The 21,423-nt window shown below is 51.6% G+C and carries 23 protein-coding genes and 2 pseudogenes; 17 read left to right on the top strand and 8 right to left on the bottom strand.

The annotated features are described in order from the left end of the window. The 4 genes and pseudogenes from OCV31_RS08980 to OCV31_RS08965 all read left to right on the top strand — a co-directional run. Positions 1-123, top strand: a pseudogene (locus tag OCV31_RS08980) (IS30 family transposase); the annotation flags it as partial. 165 nt (positions 124-288) lie between these two features. Beyond that, positions 289-768, top strand: a complete 480-nt coding sequence (locus OCV31_RS08975) for a Csac_0668 family 2Fe-2S cluster-binding (seleno)protein (RefSeq protein ID WP_108831115.1) — start codon at positions 289-291, stop codon at positions 766-768. Positions 769-1,051: 283 nt separating this feature from the next. Continuing rightward, positions 1,052-1,240, top strand: coding sequence for a hypothetical protein (locus OCV31_RS08970; RefSeq protein ID WP_148474485.1), 189 nt, complete (start codon positions 1,052-1,054; stop codon positions 1,238-1,240). Positions 1,241-1,286: 46 nt separating this feature from the next. After that, a complete protein-coding gene (locus OCV31_RS08965) occupies positions 1,287-2,033 on the top strand; it encodes a hypothetical protein (protein WP_148474483.1) in 747 nt (248 codons plus the stop codon). Positions 2,034-2,147: 114 nt separating this feature from the next. Here the strand turns inward: OCV31_RS08965 and bioB are convergent, their stop codons facing one another. From bioB to nadA, 5 genes are all read right to left on the bottom strand, one after another. Continuing rightward, positions 2,148-3,101 carry a biotin synthase BioB gene (gene bioB, locus OCV31_RS08960; RefSeq protein WP_148474481.1) on the bottom strand — a complete coding sequence of 318 codons (954 nt, stop codon included), beginning with the start codon at positions 3,099-3,101 and terminating at the stop codon, positions 2,148-2,150. A gap of 247 nt (positions 3,102-3,348) precedes the next feature. Continuing rightward, positions 3,349-4,152 carry an aspartate dehydrogenase domain-containing protein gene (locus OCV31_RS08955; RefSeq protein ID WP_148474479.1) on the bottom strand — a complete coding sequence of 268 codons (804 nt, stop codon included), beginning with the start codon at positions 4,150-4,152 and terminating at the stop codon, positions 3,349-3,351. After that, the gene (locus OCV31_RS08950) at positions 4,149-4,685 is read right to left on the bottom strand and encodes a transcription repressor NadR (RefSeq protein ID WP_148474477.1); all 537 of its coding nucleotides are present in this window, start codon (positions 4,683-4,685) and stop codon (positions 4,149-4,151) included. Before OCV31_RS08950 ends, OCV31_RS08955 begins: the two co-directional genes overlap by 4 nt. Then, positions 4,672-5,535: a carboxylating nicotinate-nucleotide diphosphorylase gene (gene nadC, locus OCV31_RS08945; protein WP_148474475.1), complete on the bottom strand. Its 864-nt coding sequence runs from the start codon at positions 5,533-5,535 to the stop codon at positions 4,672-4,674. The genes OCV31_RS08950 and nadC overlap by 14 nt, the downstream gene beginning before the upstream one ends. Before the next feature lie 13 nt (positions 5,536-5,548). Beyond that, positions 5,549-6,448 (bottom strand): quinolinate synthase NadA, encoded by a 900-nt coding sequence (gene nadA / locus OCV31_RS08940; RefSeq protein ID WP_267303922.1) that lies wholly within the window; start codon positions 6,446-6,448, stop codon positions 5,549-5,551. A gap of 153 nt (positions 6,449-6,601) precedes the next feature. Here nadA and OCV31_RS08935 point away from each other — a divergent pair, with 153 nt between their 5' ends. The 7 genes from OCV31_RS08935 to OCV31_RS08905 all read left to right on the top strand — a co-directional run bounded on the left by OCV31_RS08935 (position 6,602) and on the right by OCV31_RS08905 (position 11,625). Then, complete coding sequence (locus tag OCV31_RS08935) at positions 6,602-6,922, top strand: rhodanese-like domain-containing protein (protein ID WP_267303921.1); 321 nt, start codon at positions 6,602-6,604, stop codon at positions 6,920-6,922. Positions 6,923-7,002: 80 nt separating this feature from the next. Further along, a complete protein-coding gene (locus tag OCV31_RS08930; RefSeq protein ID WP_394800655.1) occupies positions 7,003-7,182 on the top strand; it encodes a rubredoxin in 180 nt (59 codons plus the stop codon). A gap of 40 nt (positions 7,183-7,222) precedes the next feature. After that, the gene (locus OCV31_RS08925; protein ID WP_148474469.1) at positions 7,223-8,182 is read left to right on the top strand and encodes an NADH:flavin oxidoreductase; all 960 of its coding nucleotides are present in this window, start codon (positions 7,223-7,225) and stop codon (positions 8,180-8,182) included. A 101-nt stretch (positions 8,183-8,283) separates the two neighbouring features. Then, positions 8,284-8,553, top strand: coding sequence for an ACT domain-containing protein (locus tag OCV31_RS08920; RefSeq protein ID WP_108831124.1), 270 nt, complete (start codon positions 8,284-8,286; stop codon positions 8,551-8,553). A gap of 14 nt (positions 8,554-8,567) precedes the next feature. Next, positions 8,568-9,923: a PFL family protein gene (locus tag OCV31_RS08915; RefSeq protein WP_148474467.1), complete on the top strand. Its 1,356-nt coding sequence runs from the start codon at positions 8,568-8,570 to the stop codon at positions 9,921-9,923. Between the two features lie 14 nt (positions 9,924-9,937). Further along, positions 9,938-10,990 (top strand): inorganic phosphate transporter, encoded by a 1,053-nt coding sequence (locus tag OCV31_RS08910; protein WP_148474465.1) that lies wholly within the window; start codon positions 9,938-9,940, stop codon positions 10,988-10,990. Positions 10,991-10,998: 8 nt separating this feature from the next. Further along, positions 10,999-11,625, top strand: a complete 627-nt coding sequence (locus tag OCV31_RS08905; RefSeq protein ID WP_148474463.1) for a DUF47 domain-containing protein — start codon at positions 10,999-11,001, stop codon at positions 11,623-11,625. 35 nt (positions 11,626-11,660) lie between these two features. On the opposite strand, the gene OCV31_RS08900 is transcribed toward OCV31_RS08905, so the two are convergent. Next, positions 11,661-13,523 carry an ATP-dependent helicase gene (locus tag OCV31_RS08900; RefSeq protein WP_148474461.1) on the bottom strand — a complete coding sequence of 621 codons (1,863 nt, stop codon included), beginning with the start codon at positions 13,521-13,523 and terminating at the stop codon, positions 11,661-11,663. 244 nt (positions 13,524-13,767) lie between these two features. Between OCV31_RS08900 and OCV31_RS08895 the strand changes: the two genes are divergently transcribed. From OCV31_RS08895 to OCV31_RS08870, 6 genes are all read left to right on the top strand, one after another. Next, positions 13,768-14,166, top strand: a complete 399-nt coding sequence (locus tag OCV31_RS08895; RefSeq protein ID WP_267303920.1) for a phosphatase PAP2 family protein — start codon at positions 13,768-13,770, stop codon at positions 14,164-14,166. Positions 14,167-14,184: 18 nt separating this feature from the next. After that, positions 14,185-14,988 carry a nitroreductase family protein gene (locus OCV31_RS08890; protein WP_148474457.1) on the top strand — a complete coding sequence of 268 codons (804 nt, stop codon included), beginning with the start codon at positions 14,185-14,187 and terminating at the stop codon, positions 14,986-14,988. Between the two features lie 122 nt (positions 14,989-15,110). Continuing rightward, positions 15,111-17,177: a heavy metal translocating P-type ATPase gene (locus tag OCV31_RS08885; RefSeq protein ID WP_148474455.1), complete on the top strand. Its 2,067-nt coding sequence runs from the start codon at positions 15,111-15,113 to the stop codon at positions 17,175-17,177. Positions 17,178-17,206: 29 nt separating this feature from the next. Next, positions 17,207-18,100, top strand: coding sequence for a tetratricopeptide repeat protein (locus OCV31_RS08880; RefSeq protein WP_148474453.1), 894 nt, complete (start codon positions 17,207-17,209; stop codon positions 18,098-18,100). Next, complete coding sequence (gene map / locus OCV31_RS08875) at positions 18,097-18,849, top strand: type I methionyl aminopeptidase (protein ID WP_148474452.1); 753 nt, start codon at positions 18,097-18,099, stop codon at positions 18,847-18,849. Before OCV31_RS08880 ends, map begins: the two co-directional genes overlap by 4 nt. 1 nt (position 18,850) lies before the next feature. Continuing rightward, on the top strand, positions 18,851-19,489 hold the full coding sequence (locus tag OCV31_RS08870) for a peptidylprolyl isomerase (RefSeq protein WP_148474450.1): 639 nt from the start codon (positions 18,851-18,853) through the stop codon (positions 19,487-19,489). Here the strand turns inward: OCV31_RS08870 and OCV31_RS08865 are convergent. Both OCV31_RS08865 and OCV31_RS08860 read right to left on the bottom strand, forming a co-directional pair. Beyond that, entirely contained in the window at positions 19,459-20,445 is a 987-nt protein-coding gene (locus OCV31_RS08865; protein ID WP_148474448.1) for an IS30 family transposase, read from the bottom strand. The genes OCV31_RS08870 and OCV31_RS08865 overlap by 31 nt on opposite strands. Before the next feature lie 250 nt (positions 20,446-20,695). After that, positions 20,696-21,423, bottom strand: a pseudogene (locus OCV31_RS08860) (transposase); the annotation flags it as partial.

Genomic DNA, 21,423 nt, shown 5'->3' with positions numbered 1-21,423 from the left:
ATTGACCAATCGGATAGCTACATTGAAGCGAAAATAGAAGAGATCAATCGTCGCCCGCGTAAATGTTTAAACTGGAAAACGCCTTATGAGGTTTACCATTCAGTAGAGTTGCACTTGACTTGACAATTCAAGACACAAAAAAGCTACACGTGCGTTGGCTGACAACAGGGAGCTAAGTAAATTAACACCAGCTAAAATGTTTGACGCTATTAATAAATGACAAGTATATGAAATTGGTTTGACCTAGTTTAAAAAAGAAATTATAATGAAAATATGGAGGCTAAGAATATGAAGATTAATAATGAATGTTGTTGTGGATGCAAAACAGAAAAGCCGAATCAAATTAAAGACAATTGTCCTGTATGTAATAATGAAGGGATTTCCGTTAGTAAAGTAACTGTTGAACATCTAGTGGTAGATGATTATCGTAATGCTGTTAACGGAGATCAATATAAGATTTGCATGAACGAGGACTGCGACGTTGTTTACTATAACTTAGATAATGAAATAAAATTCTTGAAAGACCAAGTTAGAGTTCCTATCTGGTTTAAGAAAGATGCAGATCCTAAGTATGCTTGTTATTGTAGCGAAGTCACAGAAAATCAGGTAATTGAAGCAGTTGTAAAGCATGGCGCGAAATCCGTAAAAGAAGTAAATGCCATCACTGGGGCAATGAAAAATCCTAATTGTAAAGAAAACAATCCGTTGGGAGTTTGTTGTCATAAGATTATTCAGGAAGCTATCGATAAAGGCTTGAAAATGAAATAATTACAGTCGATATGTTCCTACAAACGAGAGCCAATCTTTGATATGTTTCCATCTACGAGCGTGGATATGTTCCCCATAACCATAGGGGTTGAGTGTGTAGCGGTATTGAAGAGAAAATAAAGAAGCAATCGAGCAAGAAAAGCAAAAGACTTACTCGATTTTTTATTGGATTACTCTAATTAAAAGCCGGAAGCGTTGTCAAAACTGATTGCGGGGTATATACCATTTATAAAGAAAGTGTTCTTGTAATCATTTCTCTTGTTCAAAAAGGAGGCGTGAGATTATGAATTTTGCACCGGTAGGAATTTTGCTCGTCGTTGAACTGATCATCGCCTTTATCGTCATCGTCGGCGCAATCAGCTTGGCGAGCTACATCGTTGTTCGCGTGTGCTATAAGGCGAAGAGCGACGCCTTGAAAAAGCATCCGGCCTTGGAGCGGGAAGAGAAAAATCAGTCGATTCCACGAGACTAAAGGCGTGACCCGGAGAAGGACAGGCGGATAAGAAAAGGTGATTTCCATGAAGATTAAATTTAAGAAAAAACGCCTTTTAAAAAGACGCGGGATCTCGATTTTATGTGTTCTTTCCATCTGCCTCTTTGCGGTGGCTTGTCAGAAAGGGGAAGAGACTGAAAAACCGTCTCGAAATCAGTACAAACGAATTGAAAAAGCCGCAGATACCGACTATCCGCAGCTTTCTTTCAATGAAATGGCAAACAGCTCCGATTTGGTGGTGGCGGCAGACTTTCTGGGTTTTACGAAGCCCTTTAAGGTATCGCCCTATGGCGGCGGTGACATATCCATTTACAGAGACGCCGTCTTTAAAGTAAAGAAGGTCTATAAGGGAGAAATGAAAGAGGGAAGAACGGTGACCGTGCGAATCCCCGGCGGTGATGTCGTCGATGATGGGAGACAAACCATCTACGCGGAGCCGACGGAAGCGGATTGGATGTATAACGACGAGAATGAGAAAGTCCTGTTTCTCGCTCGCCCAAGGGCGGATCGGTACAAGACGCGGGAGGATTATTATAAATTTGTGACCGGTCCCAACGGCATGTACGATCTGCGGGATAACACTCTTTTCGGGCTTTTCCACGAGGATGTCACCTTCGATGCAAAGGCCCTCGATTCCATCGATCCCACCGTGGATCCGGCGGCAGAGGAAAAGTCGGAAATGGATGAACGGCTTCGGGAAAAATCCATGACGCGGGAAGAATACGACGCGTACTTTGAGAGTTTGGAACAGTATGGAACCAAGGAGCCGTAGAAGATAAAATCATTGAATAAAGATGCGACGGGTCATTGAGGCCCCGAGACAGACTGCGTGGTATGAAAAAAGGATCCTCTTCCGTCGGTGAGGATCCTTTTTTTTCTATGCCGTCTAAAGCAGGCGAAAGCCTTTAGCTTGTATCATGGCCTTATCGGCGGCGACGGCGGCGCCGCAGGTATTTAAAAAGTCGCCAGTAATAGCCGCATTGACGCCATAGTCGAGGGCGTCTTCGCCGTTTTTCCGTAGATTCCTTCTGCCGCCGGCGAGACGCAAATAGGCCTTGGGAAGGAGAAAGCGAAAGATGGCGGCGGTTTTTAAGAATTCGTCTTCGGGTAGGAGCGGCCGATCCTCCATAGGCGTGCCCTCGATGGGATGGAGAATGTTGAGGGGAACGGAATCCACGGCCAAGTCCTTTAAAGTAAAGGCTAAATCGATGCGATCGGCGCGACTTTCGCCTAAGCCGAAGAGGGCGCCGGAGCAAACCTCGAGGCCCACGTCCTTGGCCGCGGCGATGGTCGCTATTTTTTCGTCGTAGCTGTGGGTCGTGCACAGGGTTGGGAAAAAAGCGCGGGACGTTTCCAGGTTGTTGTGCAGTCGCTCGAGACCCGCGTCCTTTAAGAGGGTCAGGTCTTCTTTATCTAAGAGGCCGCCGGACAGACACAGGTGCAGACGAGTTTCCTTGTGCAGTCGTCGAAAGATTTCGGCTGTCTTCGCCACTTCATTTTTCGACAGGCGCCGGCCCATGGTCACAAAGCCGTAGCGCAACACCCCCGCCCCATCGGCCGTCAAGGCGTCGCGAAGGATGGCCTCCTCGTCGAACAGATCGAAGACGGGGACCGATGCCCGGCTCCGTCTCGACTGAACGCAAAAGGCGCAGTCCTCCGTGCAGCGACCGTTTTTTCCGTCGACGATGGTACATAAATCGAAGCTCTCGCCTAAAAAGCGGGCTCGAATGGTGGTGGCTGCGGCGGCCAGTGGGGACAGGTCCTCGTCGTAAAGCGCGAGAGCCTCATCTCTCGTAAGCGGTTCTTCTCGTAAAGCTTTTTCCGTAAGGGATTGAATCATGCTTACCTTCCTTTCCTATGGTTTTATCTTAAACCGTAAAAAGGCTGAGATCAACAATGAAAATGTAAAGATGTCCCGGCGAGGCGTTCTCTTGTTGCTTGTCGTAGGCTGCGCGTGTTTATGACCCTGGTTTTTTACATACTTCGCGGGCCATGTCGAAATAAAAAAAGAAGCGGTGCTTTTTTAACGGAAATAAAAAAAGTTCTATGGCAGCGCCTTTATCGGCTGGGTCATAGAACCTTTTTGTTTAGAAGTATTGGACGGGGGAGGCCAGGTTTTTCAACAGGGCGGCCACGCTCCATGCGGCGGTGACGCTGGATTTCGGATTTTTCGGATCGGGCTTGGAGGTGATTTCCACCACGGCCTTGGCCTTTTCGTTTTCCACGGTGACCCGATGGGTGTTGCCGGGGCTTTCGGGATCGCTTACGATGCGCACCTTGGTGGCATCGGCCCCCGAGGTGGTGAGACCCGTGGCCACAGCCACATTGGTGTTTTTCGGAAAGCCCTGAATGGCTTCCGTGGCGCTTCCCTCAAAGGCAACGACTTTTTTGTCTGCGGGAAGTTCTTCGCCCTTTAAGTAGGGGGCGCCGTTTAAGCTCTTCGGCGCTTTCGTGCTTTGGATTTCCGATTGCACCCCGCCCATAAGGGTGAAGGTGCGCATTAAATCGAAGCCGCCGATGGCTCCGGAGGTAATGTGCACTTTTCGATCCGCTTTTTTCGCCGCCGATTCGATAGCGTCGTATAAGGCGGTATCGGCTAAGGCGCCGACGGAGGTGATGACCACGTCTTTTCCGGCCTCGAGCAGGGGCACGACGTATTCTTTTACGGCGCCGACGCCGGCGATTTCCACGACAATGTCCGTGTCGTCGGCCAGGAGGGCGTCGAAAGTTTCGTAAAGGGGAATGGTTTCGCCTTTTGCGGCAATGCTTTTTTCCTCGAGCACTTGATCGAAAATGCCCACGAGGCGGTAGTCTTCCTTTAATTTGTCTAAAATAGCGTCCACGAGAATGTGGCCCAGGGCGCCGTAGCCGATGACGGCGATGTTTTTCATGCTTCCTCCTTGAAAGGTTCTTCGGGCACTAAAAAGCCCGCTTCGGCCAAAGCCGCTTCTACTTCGTTTAAGGTTTCTTCGTCTTTGGCAAAAACCGTGTGGAAGTGGTAGCCGTTGGTAATGTTGTTAAGTGGGGTGCTGACGCTGTGGTAGATGTCGTCCATAAAGTGCTTCACGTCTTTGCGGGACTGAACATTTAATGTGGCGGCGATTTTTCCGTAAATGCGGTGCTCCACGTACACGTCCTCCACAATGGCGCCTAAATCCACGATGAGATTCAGCTCTTTGGTGATTTCGTCGTCTCGGTGATGGGACTTAAAGGTGCGGCGAAAGCCCTTGGGCGCGTCCATGTAGTAGCCGCGGTTGGTGGAGTGGATGGGAATGTTTTTCGCCCGAAGCAGGCTGATGTCTTGGACGATGACCTGCCGGGAGACGGAAAAAGTTTTTGCCAGGCTGTCGCCGGAAATGGGCTCGGCGGATTCCCGAAGGGCTTTTTCGATTTCGTAGAGCCGCGTTTCCTTATCGAGAACCATCGGGTGTCAGTCCTTTCATGGAAAAATCCAGCACCGGCGCCGAGTGGGTGAGGGCGCCGGATGAGATAATGTCGGCACCTAAGTCTTTGTACTTGGAAATGTTGTTTAGGTCCATATTGCCGGAAAGCTCCACCAGGGCGCGACCGTCGATGAATTCGACGGCTTTTTTTATTTCGTCCGGGCTCATATTGTCCAGCATAATAATGTCCGCGCCGGCCGCCACGGCTTCTTTCACCATGGCCATGGTCTCCACCTCCACCTCGATCTTTCGCACGAAAGAGGCGTAGGCTTTGGCCCGCTTAATGGCTTCCGCGACGGAGCCCGCGGCGCCGATATGATTGTCCTTGAGCATGACGCCGTCGGTGAGATTGAAGCGGTGGTTTTCGCCGCCGCCGCAGCGAACGGCGTACTTGGCGAAGATCCGAAAATTCGGCGTGGTCTTTCGCGTGTCCACGATCTTCGTCTTGCTCCCGGCCAGGGCGTCGACCATTTTCTTGGTGTAGGTGGCGATGCCGCTCATGCGCTGTAGAAAATTCAGCGCCACCCGCTCTGCCGTCAGGAGGGCGCGAATGGGGCCTGTAATCGTGGCGATTAAATCGCCCGTTGATACAAGATCCCCGTCTTCGAAATACCACTCTACTGCGGTTCTTTCGTCGAAGAGGCGGAAGGTGCGCTCAAAAACCGGGGCGCCTGCGAGAACGCCGTCGGCCTTGGCGAAAAGCTTCACCGAGCCTGTTTCGTCGGCATCTACCAGAGCGTTCGTCGAAATGTCTTCCTCGTTTACGTCTTCTTTCAGGGCGGCCAAAATGGCGTCGTCCATTAAAAAAGGCGCCAAAGTCAAATTGCCCATAAGACTCCTTTCCTTACTTACTTGCGATGGCAAGCATGCGGTCCAAGGGTACCTTGGCCTTTTCGATTAAATCCGCGTCCAACAGCACTTCGTTGTCGCCGGTTTCCAAGACGTGAATGATTTTGTCCACGGTGACCATTTTCATGCCGGCGCAAATCATGTCGGGGAAAATAAATTCCTTGTCGGGATAAAGTCTGTTTAATTCCCAACCGATGCCTTCTTCGGTGAGAATAATATTTTTGTCCTTATTCAATTCGCCGACGGCACTTAAAATCCCCTTCGTGCTTCCCATGTAATCGGCCAGCTCGAGAACTTCCGCCTTGCATTCCGGGTGGCAGAACACGGCGGCGTCCGGGTGCTCCTTCTTCAGAGCGCGGACCATGTCCGCCGTTAAGCTGTCGTGGACCGGGCAGCAACCGTTGTTATTAATGAAGTGCTTGTCCGGGAAAGCACCTTCCGTATTGTGGCCTAAGTTTCCGTCGGGAATAAAGAAAATATTCTTGGCGTCGATGGCGCTTACCACTTTTGCCGCGTTGGAGGAAGTGAGGCAGTAGTCCGAATGGGCTTTCACTTCGGCGGTGGAGTTGACGTAAGAGACCACGGCGAGGTCGTCGTATTTTTCTCTCATTTCCTTAATGGCCTCCACATCCACCATGTGGGCCATGGGGCAGTCGGCGTCGGGATCGGGAAGGTAGACGGTTTTTTCCGGATTCAAAATCTTAACCGTTTCTCCCATGAATTCGACGCCGGCCATGACGATGACCTTGGCATCGATGCCCGTGGCGATTTTTGCCAGGGTAAAGGAGTCGCCGACGTGATCGGCGATTTCCTGTACGGCGCCGTCCACATAGTAGTGAGCCAGAATGACGGCGTCCTTTTCTTTTTTTAAGCGTGCGAGGGTTTCCTTTTCCAATTTGTCTTCCTTTCTTCTGTGTGTGTTAAAGAATCCTACATAGAATACCATAAGTGTTGGCAGATGACAACACCACTGTCTTGTCAGTAAAGAAAATTGAGTCCGAAGGCGATTCGGGCTATAATGAAGAAAAGACGAAAAGGAGGCGCGGCATTGAACAGTTTACGAGATCGATTCGGCGCAAAGAAAACGCCGTCGGTACCGGCGAAAGATTTAAAGGATAGGGAAACGAAATTTATTTTGGACGTGCGGGAGCCCGACGAAATCGCCACGGGAAAAATTCCCGGCGCCCACACCATCCCCTTGGGAGATTTAAGTGCGCGGGAAGGGGAACTCCCCAAAGACGAGACGATTTATGTCGTCTGCCGCTCCGGCAACCGCAGCCAAAAGGCCTGCGAGTACCTTGAAAGCAGGGGCTATGACTGCGTCAATGTTGCAGGCGGCATGTTGGCGTACAAGGGACCGGTGGAATAAGGCGACGCGTCGGGGAAATTTGAAAAAAATTTTTGAAGCGTGTAAAAGCGGGTATAAGGGAAACAGAATAGGAGGAAGTTATGGAAAAAGATATGAGTAAATACCGCTGCAAACCCTGCGGCTTTGTGTACGATCCGGCGAAAGGTGTACCGGAATACGGAATCGAACCGGGCATCCCCTTTTCCGAATTGCCCGACGACTGGACTTGCCCTCGTTGCGGCACCAGCAAGTGGATGTTTGTAAAAGTCGAAGAAGATTAAGGCGCTCGAAAGAGTGCTTTTTTCATAAGCGGGAGGAGCAATGAGAAAAATTCACGAAACAGTTCACGTGGGCGTGGACATTCACAGTCGATTGGTCATGCCGCCCATGGTGACGGAGGCCTCGGTCGGAGGAGAGATCAGCGAAAAGACCCTGGCCTATTACAAAAAAATGGCGGCGAATAAACAATTCGATCTCTTCATCATCGAACACAGCTACGTCTCCGAAGACGGAAAAGCGAGCCTGAAGCAAATGAGTCTGGCCGACGACGAAAAAATCGCCGGGCACAGAAAACTTGTGGCGGCTATAAAAAGTGTGCGCCCCGACGCCGCCGTGTTTTTGCAATTAAACCACGCCGGCATCAAGACGCGTGCAGACATTATCGGCACGGACCCCATGGGGCCCTCGGTACGTCCCTGGGACAAAATGTGTTGTGCCATGAGCCTCGAGGACATGGCGCGGGTGAAAGCGGATTTCGTCGCGGCGGCTCTGCGGGCGAAGAAAGCGGGCTACGACGGCGCGGAACTTCACGTGGCCCACGGCTATCTGCTGAACCAATTCCTTTCGCCCCTGACCAACTTTCGCGACGACGACTACGGCGAAGACCGGGTGAAATACCCTCTGGAAGTCTTTCGGGCCATGAAGGAAGCCTTGGGCGACTTCCCCCTGGCCGTGCGCATCGGCGGCATCGAAACCATCGAGGGGGGCACCACCGTGGATGAAGGCGTCCGCGCCGCAAAAGCTTTTGATACCGCAGGCGCCGCCTTTTTAGATATGACCGGCGGCATGACCGGCTACAATCGCCCCGGCCACAAGGAAGCCGGCTGGTTTCAAGATCTGAGCCGCGCCGTGAAAAAAGAAACCACGGCCCCGGTGCTTTTAACCGGCGGCATTACCACCTACGACGAAGCGGAAAAATTACTGGCAGAAGATGCGGCGGATCTTTTCGGAATCGGCCGCGCCTTTTTAAAAGACCCGAATTGGGAGACGGATAAGCTCTAAGAGAAGCTGCGGCATGGTCCGCGGCTTTTTTTGCGCAGAAATCCCCTAAACCATGGGTCATTGTCTATGTTATAATGGTCTCATTACAAAGGAGGGATTGGATGAAAGCTGTTGTCAGTGTTTTAGGTAAGGATCAGGTAGGGATTGTATCCCGCGTTACGACGCTTTTGGCGGAACACGGTTTTAATATTTTGGACATTAGTCAAACCATCGTCAGTTCTTATTTCACCATGATTCTCGTGGTGGAACATGCCGATGAAAATTTTGCCCTGGAAAGCGTGGTCGGCGATTACGAAGCCCTGGGCAAATCCATGGGTTTGGACATTCGTATGCAGCACGAGGCGCTTTTTAGCCGCATGCACCATATTTAGAAAGGACGTCTCTTTTGGATAATTCTTCGATTCTCGAAACAATTCACATGCTGGAGCATGAGAATTTAGATATACGAACGGCGACCTTGGGGATTTCCCTTATGGATTGCATCTCCGACGACGTGGACGTGGTATGTCAGCGTGTTTACGACAAGATCACTACTTTAGGTGCCGACTTGGTGGATGAAGCCAATGCCGTCGGCGCGAAATATGGGGTGAGCGTGGTCAATAAGCGCATTTCCGTGACGCCGGCTTCTTTGATTTTGCCTCGCGGCACGAAAGAGGATTTCATCAAGCTCGCCAAAGCCATGGACGATGCGGCCATTAAAATCGGCGTGGACTTTATCGGCGGCTTCTCCGCTTTGGTTCACAGCGGCATGACCGAAAGCGAACGGGCGTTAATCGAGGCCATTCCCGAAGCGTTGGCCACGACGGAAAAGGTGTGCTCCTCGGTGAATGTGGGCTCGTCGAAGTCGGGCCTTAATATGGATGCCGTGGCCATGATGGGCAAGGTCATTAAGGATGCGGCCTATTTAAGTCGCGATGCGGATTCCATCGGCTGCGCGAAGCTTGTGGTCTTCGCCAATGCCGTGGAAGACAATCCCTTTATGGCCGGCGCCTTCCACGGCACGGGCCTGGGGGATCACGTGCTTCACGTGGGCATTTCCGGTCCCGGCGTAGTCAAGACGGCCCTGGAAAAATTCCGCGGCGCGCCTTTCGATGAAGTGGCTCAGTGCATCAGCGAAATGACCTTTAAGATTACCCGCATGGGTGAATTGGTGGGCAAGGAAATCGCCAAGCGTTTGGACACGCCCTTCGGCTCCATCGATCTGTCTCTCGCGCCGACGCCGGCGGTGGGCGACAGTGTGGCGCGGATTTTAGAAGAAATCGGCGTGGGCACCGTGGGCGGCCACGGCACGACGGCGGCTTTGGCCATGTTAAACGACGCGGTGAAAAAAGGCGGTATCAATGCTTCCGCTCACGTGGGCGGCTTAAGCGGCGCTTTTATTCCCGTATCGGAAGATGAGGGCATGATTTCCGCCGCCGCATCGGGGGCCTTGGCTTTCGACAAATTGGAAGCCATGACCTGCGTCTGCTCCGTAGGGTTGGACATGATCGCCATTCCCGGGGACACGCCGGCTGAAACGTTATCGGCCATGATCGCCGACGAGTCCATGATCGGCATTATTAACCACAAGACCACGGCGGTGCGCCTGATTCCCGTTTACGGAAAAGATGTGGGCGACAACGCCACTTTCGGCGGCCTTTTAGGGGAAGCGCCCATTCTTCCTGTGCACAAAAACGACTGTGCGGCCTTCGCCGTGCGAGGTGGCTTTATTCCAGCGCCCATTCACAGCTTTAAGAATTAAATCGAAGGGACCAAATGACTGTTACGATACAAGAATTTGTCTCCATGATGACTCAAAACCCCGCCATTTTTCTTACGACCCTGCTGGTTTTGGCGGTGGTTTTCGTCAACGGCTGGACCGATGCGCCCAATGCCATCGCTACCGCCGTCTCCACGCGGAGCATCGAGCCGCAAAAAGCCATTTATCTGGCGACGCTCTTTAATTTTCTCGGGGTCTTTATTATGACGGCCCTAAACGCCAATGTGGCGGAGACGATTTACAATATGGTGGACTTTAACGGCAATACCAACGAAGCCTTAATCGCCCTGGCCTCGGCTCAGGTGAGCATTGTCATATGGGCCACGGCGGCGTGGTATTTCGGGATTCCCACGTCGGAATCCCACGCCCTGATCGCCGGGCTTTCGGGTTCGGCCATCGCCCTGCACGGAGGCCTCGCCGGGATCAACGGAGCGGAGTGGATGAAAAACATTTACGGCCTCGTCCTTTCCACTGTGGTGGGTTTTCTCATGGGCTATGTGGTGGTGGAGATTATTAAGCGGCTCTTGGCCGGCTCCGACCGGCGCAGTACCAAGACCTTTTTCAAAAACGGGCAGATCGTTTCGGCTGCGGCCATGGCCTTTATGCACGGCGCCCAAGACGGGCAAAAGTTTATGGGCGTTTTTATGCTGGCCTTCAGCCTGGCTGCCGGTACCGGCGGTGTGGGGCATTTTGTGATTCCCTCCTGGCTCATGATTTTAATTTCTCTGGTTATCGGCCTGGGAACGAGCTTAGGGGGCCTGAGAATCATTAAATCCGTGGGCATGAATATGGTGAAGCTTGAAACCTACGAAGGCTTCGCTGCCGATATCGGCGCCGTCGTGAGCTTGCTCGTGGCGTCCGTGGCCGGCTTTCCCGTATCCACCACCCACACAAAGACCACGGCCATTATGGGCGTGGGGGCATCGAAGCACATTAAAAACGTGAATTGGTCCGTGGTAAGCGAAATGGGCCTGGCGTGGATATTGACCTTTCCCGGTTGCGGGTTGATCGGATTTATCGTCACCTATTTGCTTATTCATCTGATTTAGGAGAAGTTATGAAAGAAAGAAAGTTCGATTACTTCCGAAAATTCAGCGACATGGCTCAAAAGGCATCGCTGGCGGCGGATCTTTTGCAGACCACCTTGGGCGCCTACGACGCGGCGAAACTGCGAGAGGCGACCGACGCCATGAAGCGCATCGAAAACGACTGCGATCAGATCATGCACGACATTATGAATCGCCTGGCCGTGGAGTTTTTGCCGCCCATCGAGCGGGAAGACATTATCGAGATCACGGACAAGCTGGACACGGTGGTGGATTCCATCGAGGAAATTTTGCTGGGCCTGTATATGTACCGGGTGCGCGAACTCATTCCCGAGACCTTGGAATTTGTGGATCTTATCGTCGAAAGCACGGCCATGCTCGAGGAAGTGGTGTTGGAATTCAGCAATTTCAAACGCTCCAACGAGGTGAAGGAAAAAATCATCCGCATCAATTCCCTGGAAGGGGAAGGGGACACCCTTTACTTAAATTCCATGCGCTCCCTCTTCGACTTTACCGGCGAATTCGATCCCAGGAAGACGATTATCTGGAAGGAAATGCTGCAGGTCATGGAAAATTGCCTGGACAGCATCGAAGAATGTGCCAATGAATTTGAAACGGCCATGTTGAAAAACGGTTAAATAAAAATTGCCCTCTCGTCTGTGAGAGGGCTTTTCTAATGCTCGCCTCGCGCGCTTACGATGGCGTCTTTCGACCAGATAAAAAATTCCGAAGGCGGCACGGATTCCCGGTCCACGTGGCGGGGCCTTAAGAGGTAGAGCCGCTCCTTTGCCCGGGTCATGCCCACGTAAAAGAGGCGGCGCTCTTCTTCCAACAGCCGCATCTCTTCCGCGGGATCCACCGGCGTCTTCGGCAAAGATGGAATGGCGTCGGCGTTTAAATCCATAATAAACACGGCGTCAAACTCCAGCCCTTTGGCGCCGTGAAGGGTAGATAAAACCAGGCCCTTCTCCCCGGCGCGGGAGCCCTGCATGAGCCGGTCCAAGGTCTTGAGCCGGCCGATGAAGCTGTGGTAATCGTCGGTGTTTTTGGCGATGTACTTGGCGTAGTAGAGAATGCGCATGGACGTGGTCTTCGAGGAGCCGAAGGTGGCGGCATGGCTCGCGATGTATTGTTCGTATTCCAAGTCCTTTTGAATAAAGCGAAAGGCCTCGGCGGGGGCCAAGGTTTTTAAGTGCTGAAAATCCCGCTTTAGAGCCCTTACGTCCCGGGCCGCGTAATCGGGAAGTTTTAAATCCGAAAGGGCATCGAAGACCGATCCGCCCACGCCTTTTTTCTCCAAGGCCTCGATCATTTTCTTCGACAAATAGCCGCGAATCTTGTAATAGAATGTGGAAAAGGCCGCGAGATCGGCGGGGTTTTGACTGAACTCGTAAATGGTCATTAAATCCTGAAGCACCCAGTGGCGGAAAAAGCGGCTCTTTCGCTCCTTGGCGGCGAAGGCGATGTTCTCCCGCTCCAAAAATTCCACGAGGCCGATGGAAGAGACGTGGTTTCGGTAGAGGACGGCCACGTCTTTCAACTCGTGTTTTTCTATTTCCGAGGCGATAAAGGCGTATTGCTTGTCTAAATTCGTGAGCTCCACGGCGCGCACCTCCGGCCCCGGGCCTTTCACCGCCACCGGTGTCTTTTGGTAGCGAGCCTTGTTTTGCTCGATGAATGCCGAGGAGAGGGAAATGATCTTTTCCTGTGAACGGAAATTTCGGGACAAATAGTACAGGCTCAAATTCTCGTAGCGTTCATTCAGGTGAAGGAGCTCGCGAAAATCCGCCCCGCGAAAGCCGTAGATGGACTGATCGTCGTCGGCGACGATAAAGAGATTGTTCTTGGGTTTTGCGACGGCTTCGATAATGGCCAGCTGGCCCTTGGAGGTGTCTTGGCCCTCGTCCACCTGAATGTAGTCGTAGGTGGCGCGCACGGCCCGAAGAAGCCCCGGGTCCTGTTTAAAAATCTCCGGCACCAGGGTAATCATATCATCGAAGTCGATCCACTGCCTGTCCCGCTTCAGGCCTTCGTAGGCGGTATAAAACTTCAGAAAAAGCGGCGTGGCGGCTTCTTTGTTGTATTCCTTCGGATCCAGGACTTTGTTTTTCACGTAGCTGATCTCCCGAAGGAGGGTCTCCACCTGCTCTTCGTTGGGGCTTTTGTGCATGATCTCTTTCCAAAGATCCGTGGCGATGCGCCATTTGCTCAGGGCGCGATTGGATTCGATTAAGGTGTAGCTCGTGCCTCGGCGGCGCTCGTCGTTTTTCAGGACGGAGTAGCAGAAGCTGTGGATCGTGGAAAAAGACGGGGCAGGGCCCTCCGCGAAAAGGTTTTTATAGCGAAGGCCCAGATCCCTGGCCGAGGCCTTTGAAAAAGTAATGGTAAGAATTTTTTTTCGATCCACGCCTTCGTTCATGAGCCGTTTCGTTCGGCTCAACAACATGGTGGTCTTGCCGCTGCCGGGTACGGCCAAAACCAAGGCGGGGCCCTCGCCGTGGCCCATGGCTTTTAATTGTTCGTCCGTTAATTTCATAGTCACCTCCGTGAGAGTATATCACGACTTGTGGGAATTGTCCTTTTCAAGACGAGAAGCTTGGTATATAATGGGGGAAGTAGGTATGTACAGGATGGTGAAGATGAAAAATCCGTTTAAAGCGTTTGACGATTATTTTCTCGATCGTATAAACAAGAAATTGAAAAACAAGTATTTTGATTTCTTCTTTTACAACTATACGAACATAGCGGGCCCGGGGTTTCTCGGAATCCTATCGGTCTTTATGTTGGTGATCGGAAAACGTTGGATCGGAAGTGCCGCTGTGGAAATGGTATTGGCCCTTGTGATCTCCACGATCGTCGCGCAGATTTTAAAGCGCATCATCAGCCGGAGTCGCCCTTATTGGGTGAGTAAGAATTTAAACACCTACGGCATCGACCTGAGGGATTATTCGTTTCCTTCGGGGCATACCACTGCGGCCTTTACGGTGGCGACGACATTTTCTCTGTATTATCCGAAAATGGCTGCGCTTTTTATTGTGATGGCGTTTTTAGCGGCTGTATCCAGAACCTATTTAGCCGTACACTATCCCACCGACGTCTTGGCGGGTGTGATCATCGGCATCATCGTCGGTTACGTGGTACATATGTATGTTTACGACAACCTGCTGAACTGGTTGTAAGATGAGGAGGAAGATAATATGGTAATGACGAATTTCCTGCAAAAGAGAAGAACGGTGCGCGAATTTGATCCGGCGAAGTTGTCGGCCATGGAAATGGACTGGTTGAAAGACACTCTGGCAAAAATTGAAAAACAATCGGAAGCCAGCAGCGTGAGCTTCGCTCTCTACGAAAACGGCCAAGCCATTGCCGAAGCATTAAAAGGTAAAGCCGGTTACAGTGGCGTAATGATCGAAGCGCCCTACTACATCGCTCTGCGCGCAAAAAGCCACGAAAAGGCCGAATTGATTCGCACGGGCTACTATCTTGAAATGCTGAACACGGAACTCATCGAAAAGAATTTAGGTACTTGCTGGATTACCACGGCCCACGTGGACAAGGACTTAAAGAAATCCCTGTTCGGCGAAGGCGGCGAATTTGTCGACTACATTATCGGCTTCGGTAAAGCGGAAAAACAGGACGTATTCGAAGAAGATCGGGTCAGCCCCCGTCTCAGCGTGGACAAGATCGTATTCAAAGATCGCATCGGTTCCCCTGCATCCCTTACGGATCTTGAAAACTACGGTCTGTTTGACGTATTCTCGTCCATCCGCTTTGCACCGAGCCACGTCAATGCCCAACCCTGGCGTTTCCTCTTGAAGGAAGACGGCAACATCGACCTTTATCTGGACAAGAGCAAAGGCGAAAAGAGCTACGTGGACATCGGCGTCGTTATGTTCTACTACGAAGCCATGTTGAAGAGCACGGGCACGGAAAAAACCTGGACCTTAATCGAAGGGGCCGACGTCGACGGTTTGGAACCGGTAGCTACGATTTCTCTGTAATAGAAACAATCCAATCAGAATAGGGAAGGAGCGTCGAGAGGCGCTTCTTTTTTTGTTGACATGAAAAAGGGAAGCAGGTACACTATACATGAGCAAGTAAACATGTAAATGGAGGTAAATATATGCGTACCTATGAATTAAAAAATTTAAATTGCGCCAACTGCGCGGCGAAAATCGAAGCCCGCGTCGGCGAATTGCCCCAGGTCGCCGAAGCCAAGCTGGATTTTATTTCCAAGCGTTTGGTGGTAGACGGCGGGATCTCAACACAAGAGCTGCAACAACTGGTGGACAGTATCGAGGACGGCGTCGTGGTCGTGGAAAAAAATGCAGGCGAAAAGGGCCATCACGAACACGGTGAAGGAGAGGAAGGCGATCTGAAAAAAGAAATCTTCGCCATCGCAAGTGCCGTTATGGCCGCTCTTTTGGTGCAATTTGTTTATAAAGGGCGTTTTCAAACGGCCTTGTGGGGGATTCTTTTAATCGCCGCGGGCTTCGATATATTTAAAAGCGCCGTGAAGGGCATAAAAAACGGCGAAGTCTTCGACGAAAATTTTTTAATGAGCGTGGCCTCTGTCGCCGCTTTTTACATCGGCGAACACGGAGAAGCTTTGGGCGTGCTCCTCTTCTACCGCCTCGGCGAAGCCCTGCAGGACTACGCCCTGGATCGCGCCACGGAATCCGTGGAGAGCCTATTGGCCCGCGATGAAGACACGGCCCATGTGGAAAAGGACGGTGCCGTCGTTGAAGTGGCGGCGGAAGATGTCGCCGTCGGTGATACGATTATCCTGCGCGCGGGAGACACCTTGGCCGCCGACGGCGAAGTGATGGAAGGGGAAGGCCACATTTCCAATCAACACATGACCGGCGAATCCGCGCCCATTTATGCGAAAGAAGGGGCGGACATGATGGCCGGTGCCATCGCTTTAGACGGCGCCTTCAAGGTGCGGGTGACGAAAGTGGCCGGGGAATCCACTATGGCAAAGATTCAAGGCCTTGTCGCCGACGCACGCTTAAACAAGGGCAAGACCGAAGCCTGGATCACCCGCTTCGCCTCCATTTATACGCCGGTGGTGGTGGCCCTGGCGGTACTCGTTGCCGTCCTGCCGCCTCTGGCATTTTCAGGGGACTGGAACACGTGGATCTACAAGGCCTGTGCCTTTCTGATTATTTCCTGTCCCTGCGCCTTGGTGCTTTCCGTGCCCCTATCCATGTTTGCCGGCGTGGGCCGTGCCTCGAAAGACGGCATGTTTATTAAAGGCTCCACGTCTCTTGAAGCCTTGGCCGATGCCGACGCTATTGCCTTCGATAAAACCGGCACCCTCACCGACGGGAATTTCACCTTGGCACAAGTGGATGTGTTAAAGGGAACGGAAGAAGATCTCCTTGCCCTGGCCGCCACGGCGGAACAATACTCCAATCACCCCATCGCCCGTTCCATTTTGGAAAAGGCTACACCGCAGGGTACGCCGGAGAATTATCGGGAGCTTTCCGGTAAAGGCATTTCCTGCACCGTCGACGGCAAGATCGTCGCCGCCGGAAACGACGCCATGCTTCAAGCCATGGGTGTGGAAAATCCCCTCCAAAGCATCCCGAAGACGTCGGTCTATATCGTGAAAGACGGGGAGCTTCTGGGTCGAATCGTTTTTTCCGACTCCGTGAAACCCGGCGTGAAAGAGGCGCTGAAAAAATTATCCGGTTTCCTGAAGACGTATCTCTTCTCCGGCGACAAAAAGGAATTGGTAGATGCCGTCGGCAAAGAGCTGGGCATCGACGAAAGCGTGGGCGGACTTCTTCCCGGCGAAAAGGTGGAGGCATTGAACCGGGCGTTGAAACGAAATGAAAAAGTGGTTTACGTGGGCGACGGCATTAACGATGCCCCGGTTCTCGCCAAAAGCGACGTGGGCATCGCCATGGGCACCGGCGGCTCGGACATGGCCATCGAAACCGCCGACGTGGTCATTTTAGGCGACGACATCGGCCGCATTCCCTTCCTATTCGATCTATCGAAACAAACGCGAAAAATTTGCTACGGCAACATCGTATTCGCCCTCCTCGTCAAAGTGCTTGTCGTGGTATTAAACATGCTGAATATCGCCGGTTTGTGGCTCGCCGTCTTCGCCGACGTGGGCGTATCCTTGATCTGCGTGACTATCGCCATGAGCCTTTTGAAATACAAGGGACGAAGCTAACTGTGGTATAATACCATCGGGAGGCGACGATGGTAGATAAATGGAAAAATTATCAGATTTTAGCGAGAGATTTTCTTGATGCAGGCGACAATAAAGAAGCGTTAAACGCCTATTTAAAGGCGGTGGACTTTGCGCCGAACAAGGAAGAGCTGGCCAATGTGTATTTTGCCATTGCGGACCTCTATTGGCAAGAAGACAAAAGGACGCAGGCAGCGAAGTATTACCGCAAGATTCAGCGCCTGGGCGAATACGCCGGCGCGGAATACGGCTTAGGGGTTTTCGCCCAAGAAGAAGGCGACATCGTGGAAGCGGTGGGCCATTTCGAATACGCCCTGATGATCGATCCCGATTACGAAAGCGCCTGCTACGAATTGGCTCTCTTAAACGACCGAATCGGCTACAAAGATCGGGCTTTGGAACTTTTCGAGCGCTGCGCCGAGTTGGTTCCCGACAACGGTGTGGTCTATTCCGACATGGCTTCCATTTACGAAGAGCGAAAAGAGTACAAAAAAGCCCTGGCCCTCGCCGAAAAAGCCGTGGCCCTGTCCCCGGCTTACAGCATCGGCTATTACAATCTGGGAGTCATCTACCAAAAGACCTTTAAAAACGAAAAGGCCCTGGCCGCCTACGAAGACGCCTTGGCTTTGGATGAGAACTATGCGCCGACTTATTTAAATATGTCGGCCATTTACTTGCGCATGAAAGCGCCGGAAAAAGCCATCGCCATATTAACCGAAGGCATCGAAAAAAACCTAAACAGCGTAAATTTATACTACAATCGCTCGTGTAGCCACATGCGCTTGGGAGAAAAAGAGGCGGCGATTCGCGATTTAAAGCGGGCCATCGCCATCAATCCCCACGCGAAGCTGTGGGCGTCGAGGGATGTGGATCTGAAAGACATCGTCCGGGAGGTAGAAGATTGATTATTATAAAGACGGAAAAAGAAATCGAAAAAATGCAAACAGCGGCGGATCTCCTGATCCAAGTGCACCGCGCCCTCCGCGAAGAAGTGAAGCCCGGGGTAAGCACCTTGGAACTGGACCGCTTCGTTGAAAAATTTATCACCGACCGGGGCGGCTACCCGGAACAAAAAGGCTATCAGGGCTTTCCCTTCAGCATTTGCGCCTCGGTAAACGACGAAATCTGCCACGGCTTTCCAAGCGAGCGGAAGCTGAAAGACGGCGATCTTCTGACCATCGACATGGTGGTCAATGTGGACGGCTACCTGGCCGATTCCGCCTGGAGTTACGCCGTGGGCAATTTAAGCGACGAAGGCAAAAAGCTCATGACCGTCACCAAGGAATGTTTGTATAAGGCCATCGACATCGTAAAACCCGGCACGCGCCTCGGCGACATCGGACACATCATCCAAAGCCATGCCGAAGCCAACGGCTTTTCCGTGGTGCGGGATTTCGTGGGCCACGGCATCGGAAAAAACATGCACGAAGATCCCCAAGTCCTTCACTACGGCAAGCCCAACCGGGGCATGCGCCTGGAAGAAGGCATGGTATTTACCATCGAGCCCATGATCAATGCCGGCGACTGGCCCATTGCCATGGACGACAACGGCTGGACCGCCCGCACCCGCGACGGCTCTCTGTCCTGCCAATACGAACACACCCTGGCGGTGACCAAAGACGGCGTCATCGTCTTGACAGAACAAGGAGACTGACATGTTAAAACAACTGGAAGCGCCGAAAACCGGCGACACCATGGTGAAACTCATCACCACCCTCGGCGACATTACCCTGCGCCTTTTCCCCGACGCGGCGCCGAAAGCCGTAGAAAACTTCACCACCCTCGTGGATCGAGGCTACTACGACGGCATTATTTTTCACCGCGTCATCGACGACTTCATGATTCAAGGGGGAGACCCCACGGGCACGGGCCGCGGCGGCGAAAGCATTTGGGGCAAGGGCTTCGAAGATGAATGCACCCCCGAATACAGAAACCTCGTCGGCGCCCTTTCCATGGCCAATGCCGGCCCGAACACCAACGGCAGTCAATTCTTCATCGTTCAGGGCCCGGCCGTGAGCGACGACATTCTCCGCCAGATGAAAGATGCGGGAGAAAGATACGGCTACACCGCCGATGTCATCGACGGTTACAAAAACGCCGGCGGCGCCTTCTGGCTCGACGGCAAGCACACCGTCTTCGGCCAAGTGGTGGAAGGGATGGATGTGGTCCATGCCATCGCCAAGGTGGAAAAAAATTCCATGGATAAGCCCACGGAAGATGTGGTAATTCAACGGGCAAACACCTTTATTTACGACTTGAATTGTCAAGTCAAGTGCAACTCTACTGAATGGTAAACCTCATAAGGCGTTTTCCAGTTTAAACATTTACGCGGGCGACGATTGATCTCTTCTATTTTCGCTTCAATGTAGCTATCCGATTGGTCAATATCTTTTGTTTTTGGAAAGTATTCTCTCAATAGTCCATTTGTATTCTCGTTGGTTCCTCTTTGCCATGGGTGATGGGGCAACGGAAAATAGAATTCTACGAGAGAAAGTTGCTGTGAAATTTCTGGATGTTTTGAAAATTCTTTCCCTCTATCGGGCGTGATGCTTTGAAGGGGTTCATCTTTCAACAGTTCAATCATGGCTTGCTTAACACATTGGGCGTTCTTCTTTGGAATTTTCCGACAAAGTAGGTAGCGACTCTTCCGATCAGTTAGTGTGAGTAGACATGCCTTGCCGGTTTTACCTGCCACCGTATCCGCTTCCCAATCGCCTAAGCGCTGTCTTTTTTCTGCTGCATCCGGTCGTTCGGATATGGGATTGGTGATTGGGATTTTACCGCGTCTTTCTTCATAGGATTTGGTATGTCTTGTTTTACCGCGATGTCTTAATTTTCTAATACATCCTCTATTGCCCCTAGAGAGATTCGGCTCGTCAAAAAGGCCGGAATAAATGGCTCGATAGATTGTAGTGAAGCTAATGCTATAAACACTCTCTTCGTATTTTAATCGGGCAGCGATCTGTTCCGGAGACCACTGATGCTCTAAGAATAGAGACTTTACCTTTTGGAAAAGGACGGTATCGTCTAACTTCTTTTGGGGACGACATGCTTTTCTTCTAGTGGTGTAAAGTGCCTGTGCATCACAAGGTAAATAACTACCTTGTAAAGAGTTTCTCTTTAACTCACGGCAAATTGACGACTTGTTGCGTCCTAATTTGATGGCTATCTCAGATTGATTTAAGCCGATATCCATATAATGCTTTAGCAACTCACGCTCTTTTAGTGTAAAATGAGAATAATGATTCATCGTTCCTCCTGGTTGATTGGTTTTCGTCGACACAATTTTACCAGAAAACGGTGGATCATTTTTTGTTGCACTTAGATTGTAAATTCAAGCCATAAAAAAAGATGCGTCGGTGCGCATCTCAGACTGCAGACAAACTCCGAATAAATTTCGGGGTTTGTCTCTTTTTTATGTATTTTTTCCATAAATCAGCAAAAGAAGGGCCGTCGCCTCCTCCGTCCCGCTCTTTTCGATCCATCATTAGTGCCAGTTATTTCATGTTCATGCATGCAAAGGTCAGCACCGCTTTTAGATCCATTTTCTTTCGTCCACGCTGGTTGGTGTAGCGAAGGCCATGGTATTCTTTGGCGCTGCCGAATTGCCGTTCGATGGTTTCTTTGCGTTGTTTGTATTCTGCTTTTCCTTGGGTGGTGTAGCGGTAGTCTTCCGCGACGTCCAGGGCGTCTTGCCAGAGGTGGCGAGTGACGATTTTTTGATGGTTTTTGCTGGCGGTGCAACGGTGAAGGGTAGGACAGTTTTTGCAGATTTTTGGATTGCTTTTGTATTCGCGGTATCCTTCACGTGTCGTGGTGCTGTAGGGGAGGATGGTTTCTTCCGGGCAGAGGTAGCAGTTGTAGTAGGCGTCGTAGACGAAGTCGCGTTTGTAGTAGGGGTCGTCGAGGGCCGGTTTGTGTTTGGGCCGGGTGTAGGGGAAGACGGGCAGGATGTCTTTTTCAAGGAGGGTTTTGGCGATGGCCGGGGTTTTGTAGCCGGCGTCCATGACGAGTTTTTCCGGTTTTAAAGCTTGGAGTTTGGGGAGGAAGTCGAAGAAGGTGCTGCTGTCGTGGCGGTTGCCGGGAAAGCTTTGACAGGCGAGGATCCATCCGTGTGCGTCGCAGGCGGTTTGGATGGTGTAGGCAAAGACTTCTTTGTGCTCGCCTTTGTGAAAGAGGCCGCTTTCGGGATCGGTGGTGGATTGGGTGATGGTGGTGGTATCGCTGG

Origin of the sequence: Aedoeadaptatus acetigenes (assembly GCF_025566985.1) — a bacterium.
GTDB classification, from domain to species: Bacteria; Bacillota; Clostridia; order Tissierellales; family Peptoniphilaceae; genus Aedoeadaptatus; species Aedoeadaptatus acetigenes.
Note: the sequence above shows the minus strand (reverse complement) of the source record. Positions and strands in the feature narration are given on the sequence as shown.

Excerpts from the sequence above, each read along its gene's own strand:
- OCV31_RS08970 (WP_148474485.1), top strand. The coding sequence starts at position 1,052 with ATGAATTTTGCACCGGTAGGAATTTTGCTCGTCGTTGAACTGATCATC.
- OCV31_RS08885 (WP_148474455.1), top strand. The coding sequence starts at position 15,111 with ATGCGTACCTATGAATTAAAAAATTTAAATTGCGCCAACTGCGCGGCG.
- OCV31_RS08905 (WP_148474463.1), top strand. The coding sequence starts at position 10,999 with ATGAAAGAAAGAAAGTTCGATTACTTCCGAAAATTCAGCGACATGGCT.
- OCV31_RS08895 (WP_267303920.1), top strand. The coding sequence starts at position 13,768 with ATGTTGGTGATCGGAAAACGTTGGATCGGAAGTGCCGCTGTGGAAATG.
- OCV31_RS08865 (WP_148474448.1), bottom strand. The coding sequence starts at position 20,445 with ATGAATCATTATTCTCATTTTACACTAAAAGAGCGTGAGTTGCTAAAG.
- OCV31_RS08920 (WP_108831124.1), top strand. The coding sequence starts at position 8,284 with ATGAAAGCTGTTGTCAGTGTTTTAGGTAAGGATCAGGTAGGGATTGTA.
- OCV31_RS08910 (WP_148474465.1), top strand. The coding sequence starts at position 9,938 with ATGACTGTTACGATACAAGAATTTGTCTCCATGATGACTCAAAACCCC.
- bioB (WP_148474481.1), bottom strand. The coding sequence starts at position 3,101 with ATGATTCAATCCCTTACGGAAAAAGCTTTACGAGAAGAACCGCTTACG.
- OCV31_RS08880 (WP_148474453.1), top strand. The coding sequence starts at position 17,207 with ATGGTAGATAAATGGAAAAATTATCAGATTTTAGCGAGAGATTTTCTT.
- nadC (WP_148474475.1), bottom strand. The coding sequence starts at position 5,535 with ATGGGCAATTTGACTTTGGCGCCTTTTTTAATGGACGACGCCATTTTG.
- OCV31_RS08870 (WP_148474450.1), top strand. The coding sequence starts at position 18,851 with ATGTTAAAACAACTGGAAGCGCCGAAAACCGGCGACACCATGGTGAAA.
- OCV31_RS08955 (WP_148474479.1), bottom strand. The coding sequence starts at position 4,152 with ATGAAAAACATCGCCGTCATCGGCTACGGCGCCCTGGGCCACATTCTC.
- OCV31_RS08975 (WP_108831115.1), top strand. The coding sequence starts at position 289 with ATGAAGATTAATAATGAATGTTGTTGTGGATGCAAAACAGAAAAGCCG.
- OCV31_RS08950 (WP_148474477.1), bottom strand. The coding sequence starts at position 4,685 with ATGGTTCTCGATAAGGAAACGCGGCTCTACGAAATCGAAAAAGCCCTT.
- OCV31_RS08965 (WP_148474483.1), top strand. The coding sequence starts at position 1,287 with ATGAAGATTAAATTTAAGAAAAAACGCCTTTTAAAAAGACGCGGGATC.
- OCV31_RS08925 (WP_148474469.1), top strand. The coding sequence starts at position 7,223 with ATGAGAAAAATTCACGAAACAGTTCACGTGGGCGTGGACATTCACAGT.
- OCV31_RS08930 (WP_394800655.1), top strand. The coding sequence starts at position 7,003 with ATGGAAAAAGATATGAGTAAATACCGCTGCAAACCCTGCGGCTTTGTG.
- OCV31_RS08900 (WP_148474461.1), bottom strand. The coding sequence starts at position 13,523 with ATGAAATTAACGGACGAACAATTAAAAGCCATGGGCCACGGCGAGGGC.
- OCV31_RS08890 (WP_148474457.1), top strand. The coding sequence starts at position 14,185 with ATGGTAATGACGAATTTCCTGCAAAAGAGAAGAACGGTGCGCGAATTT.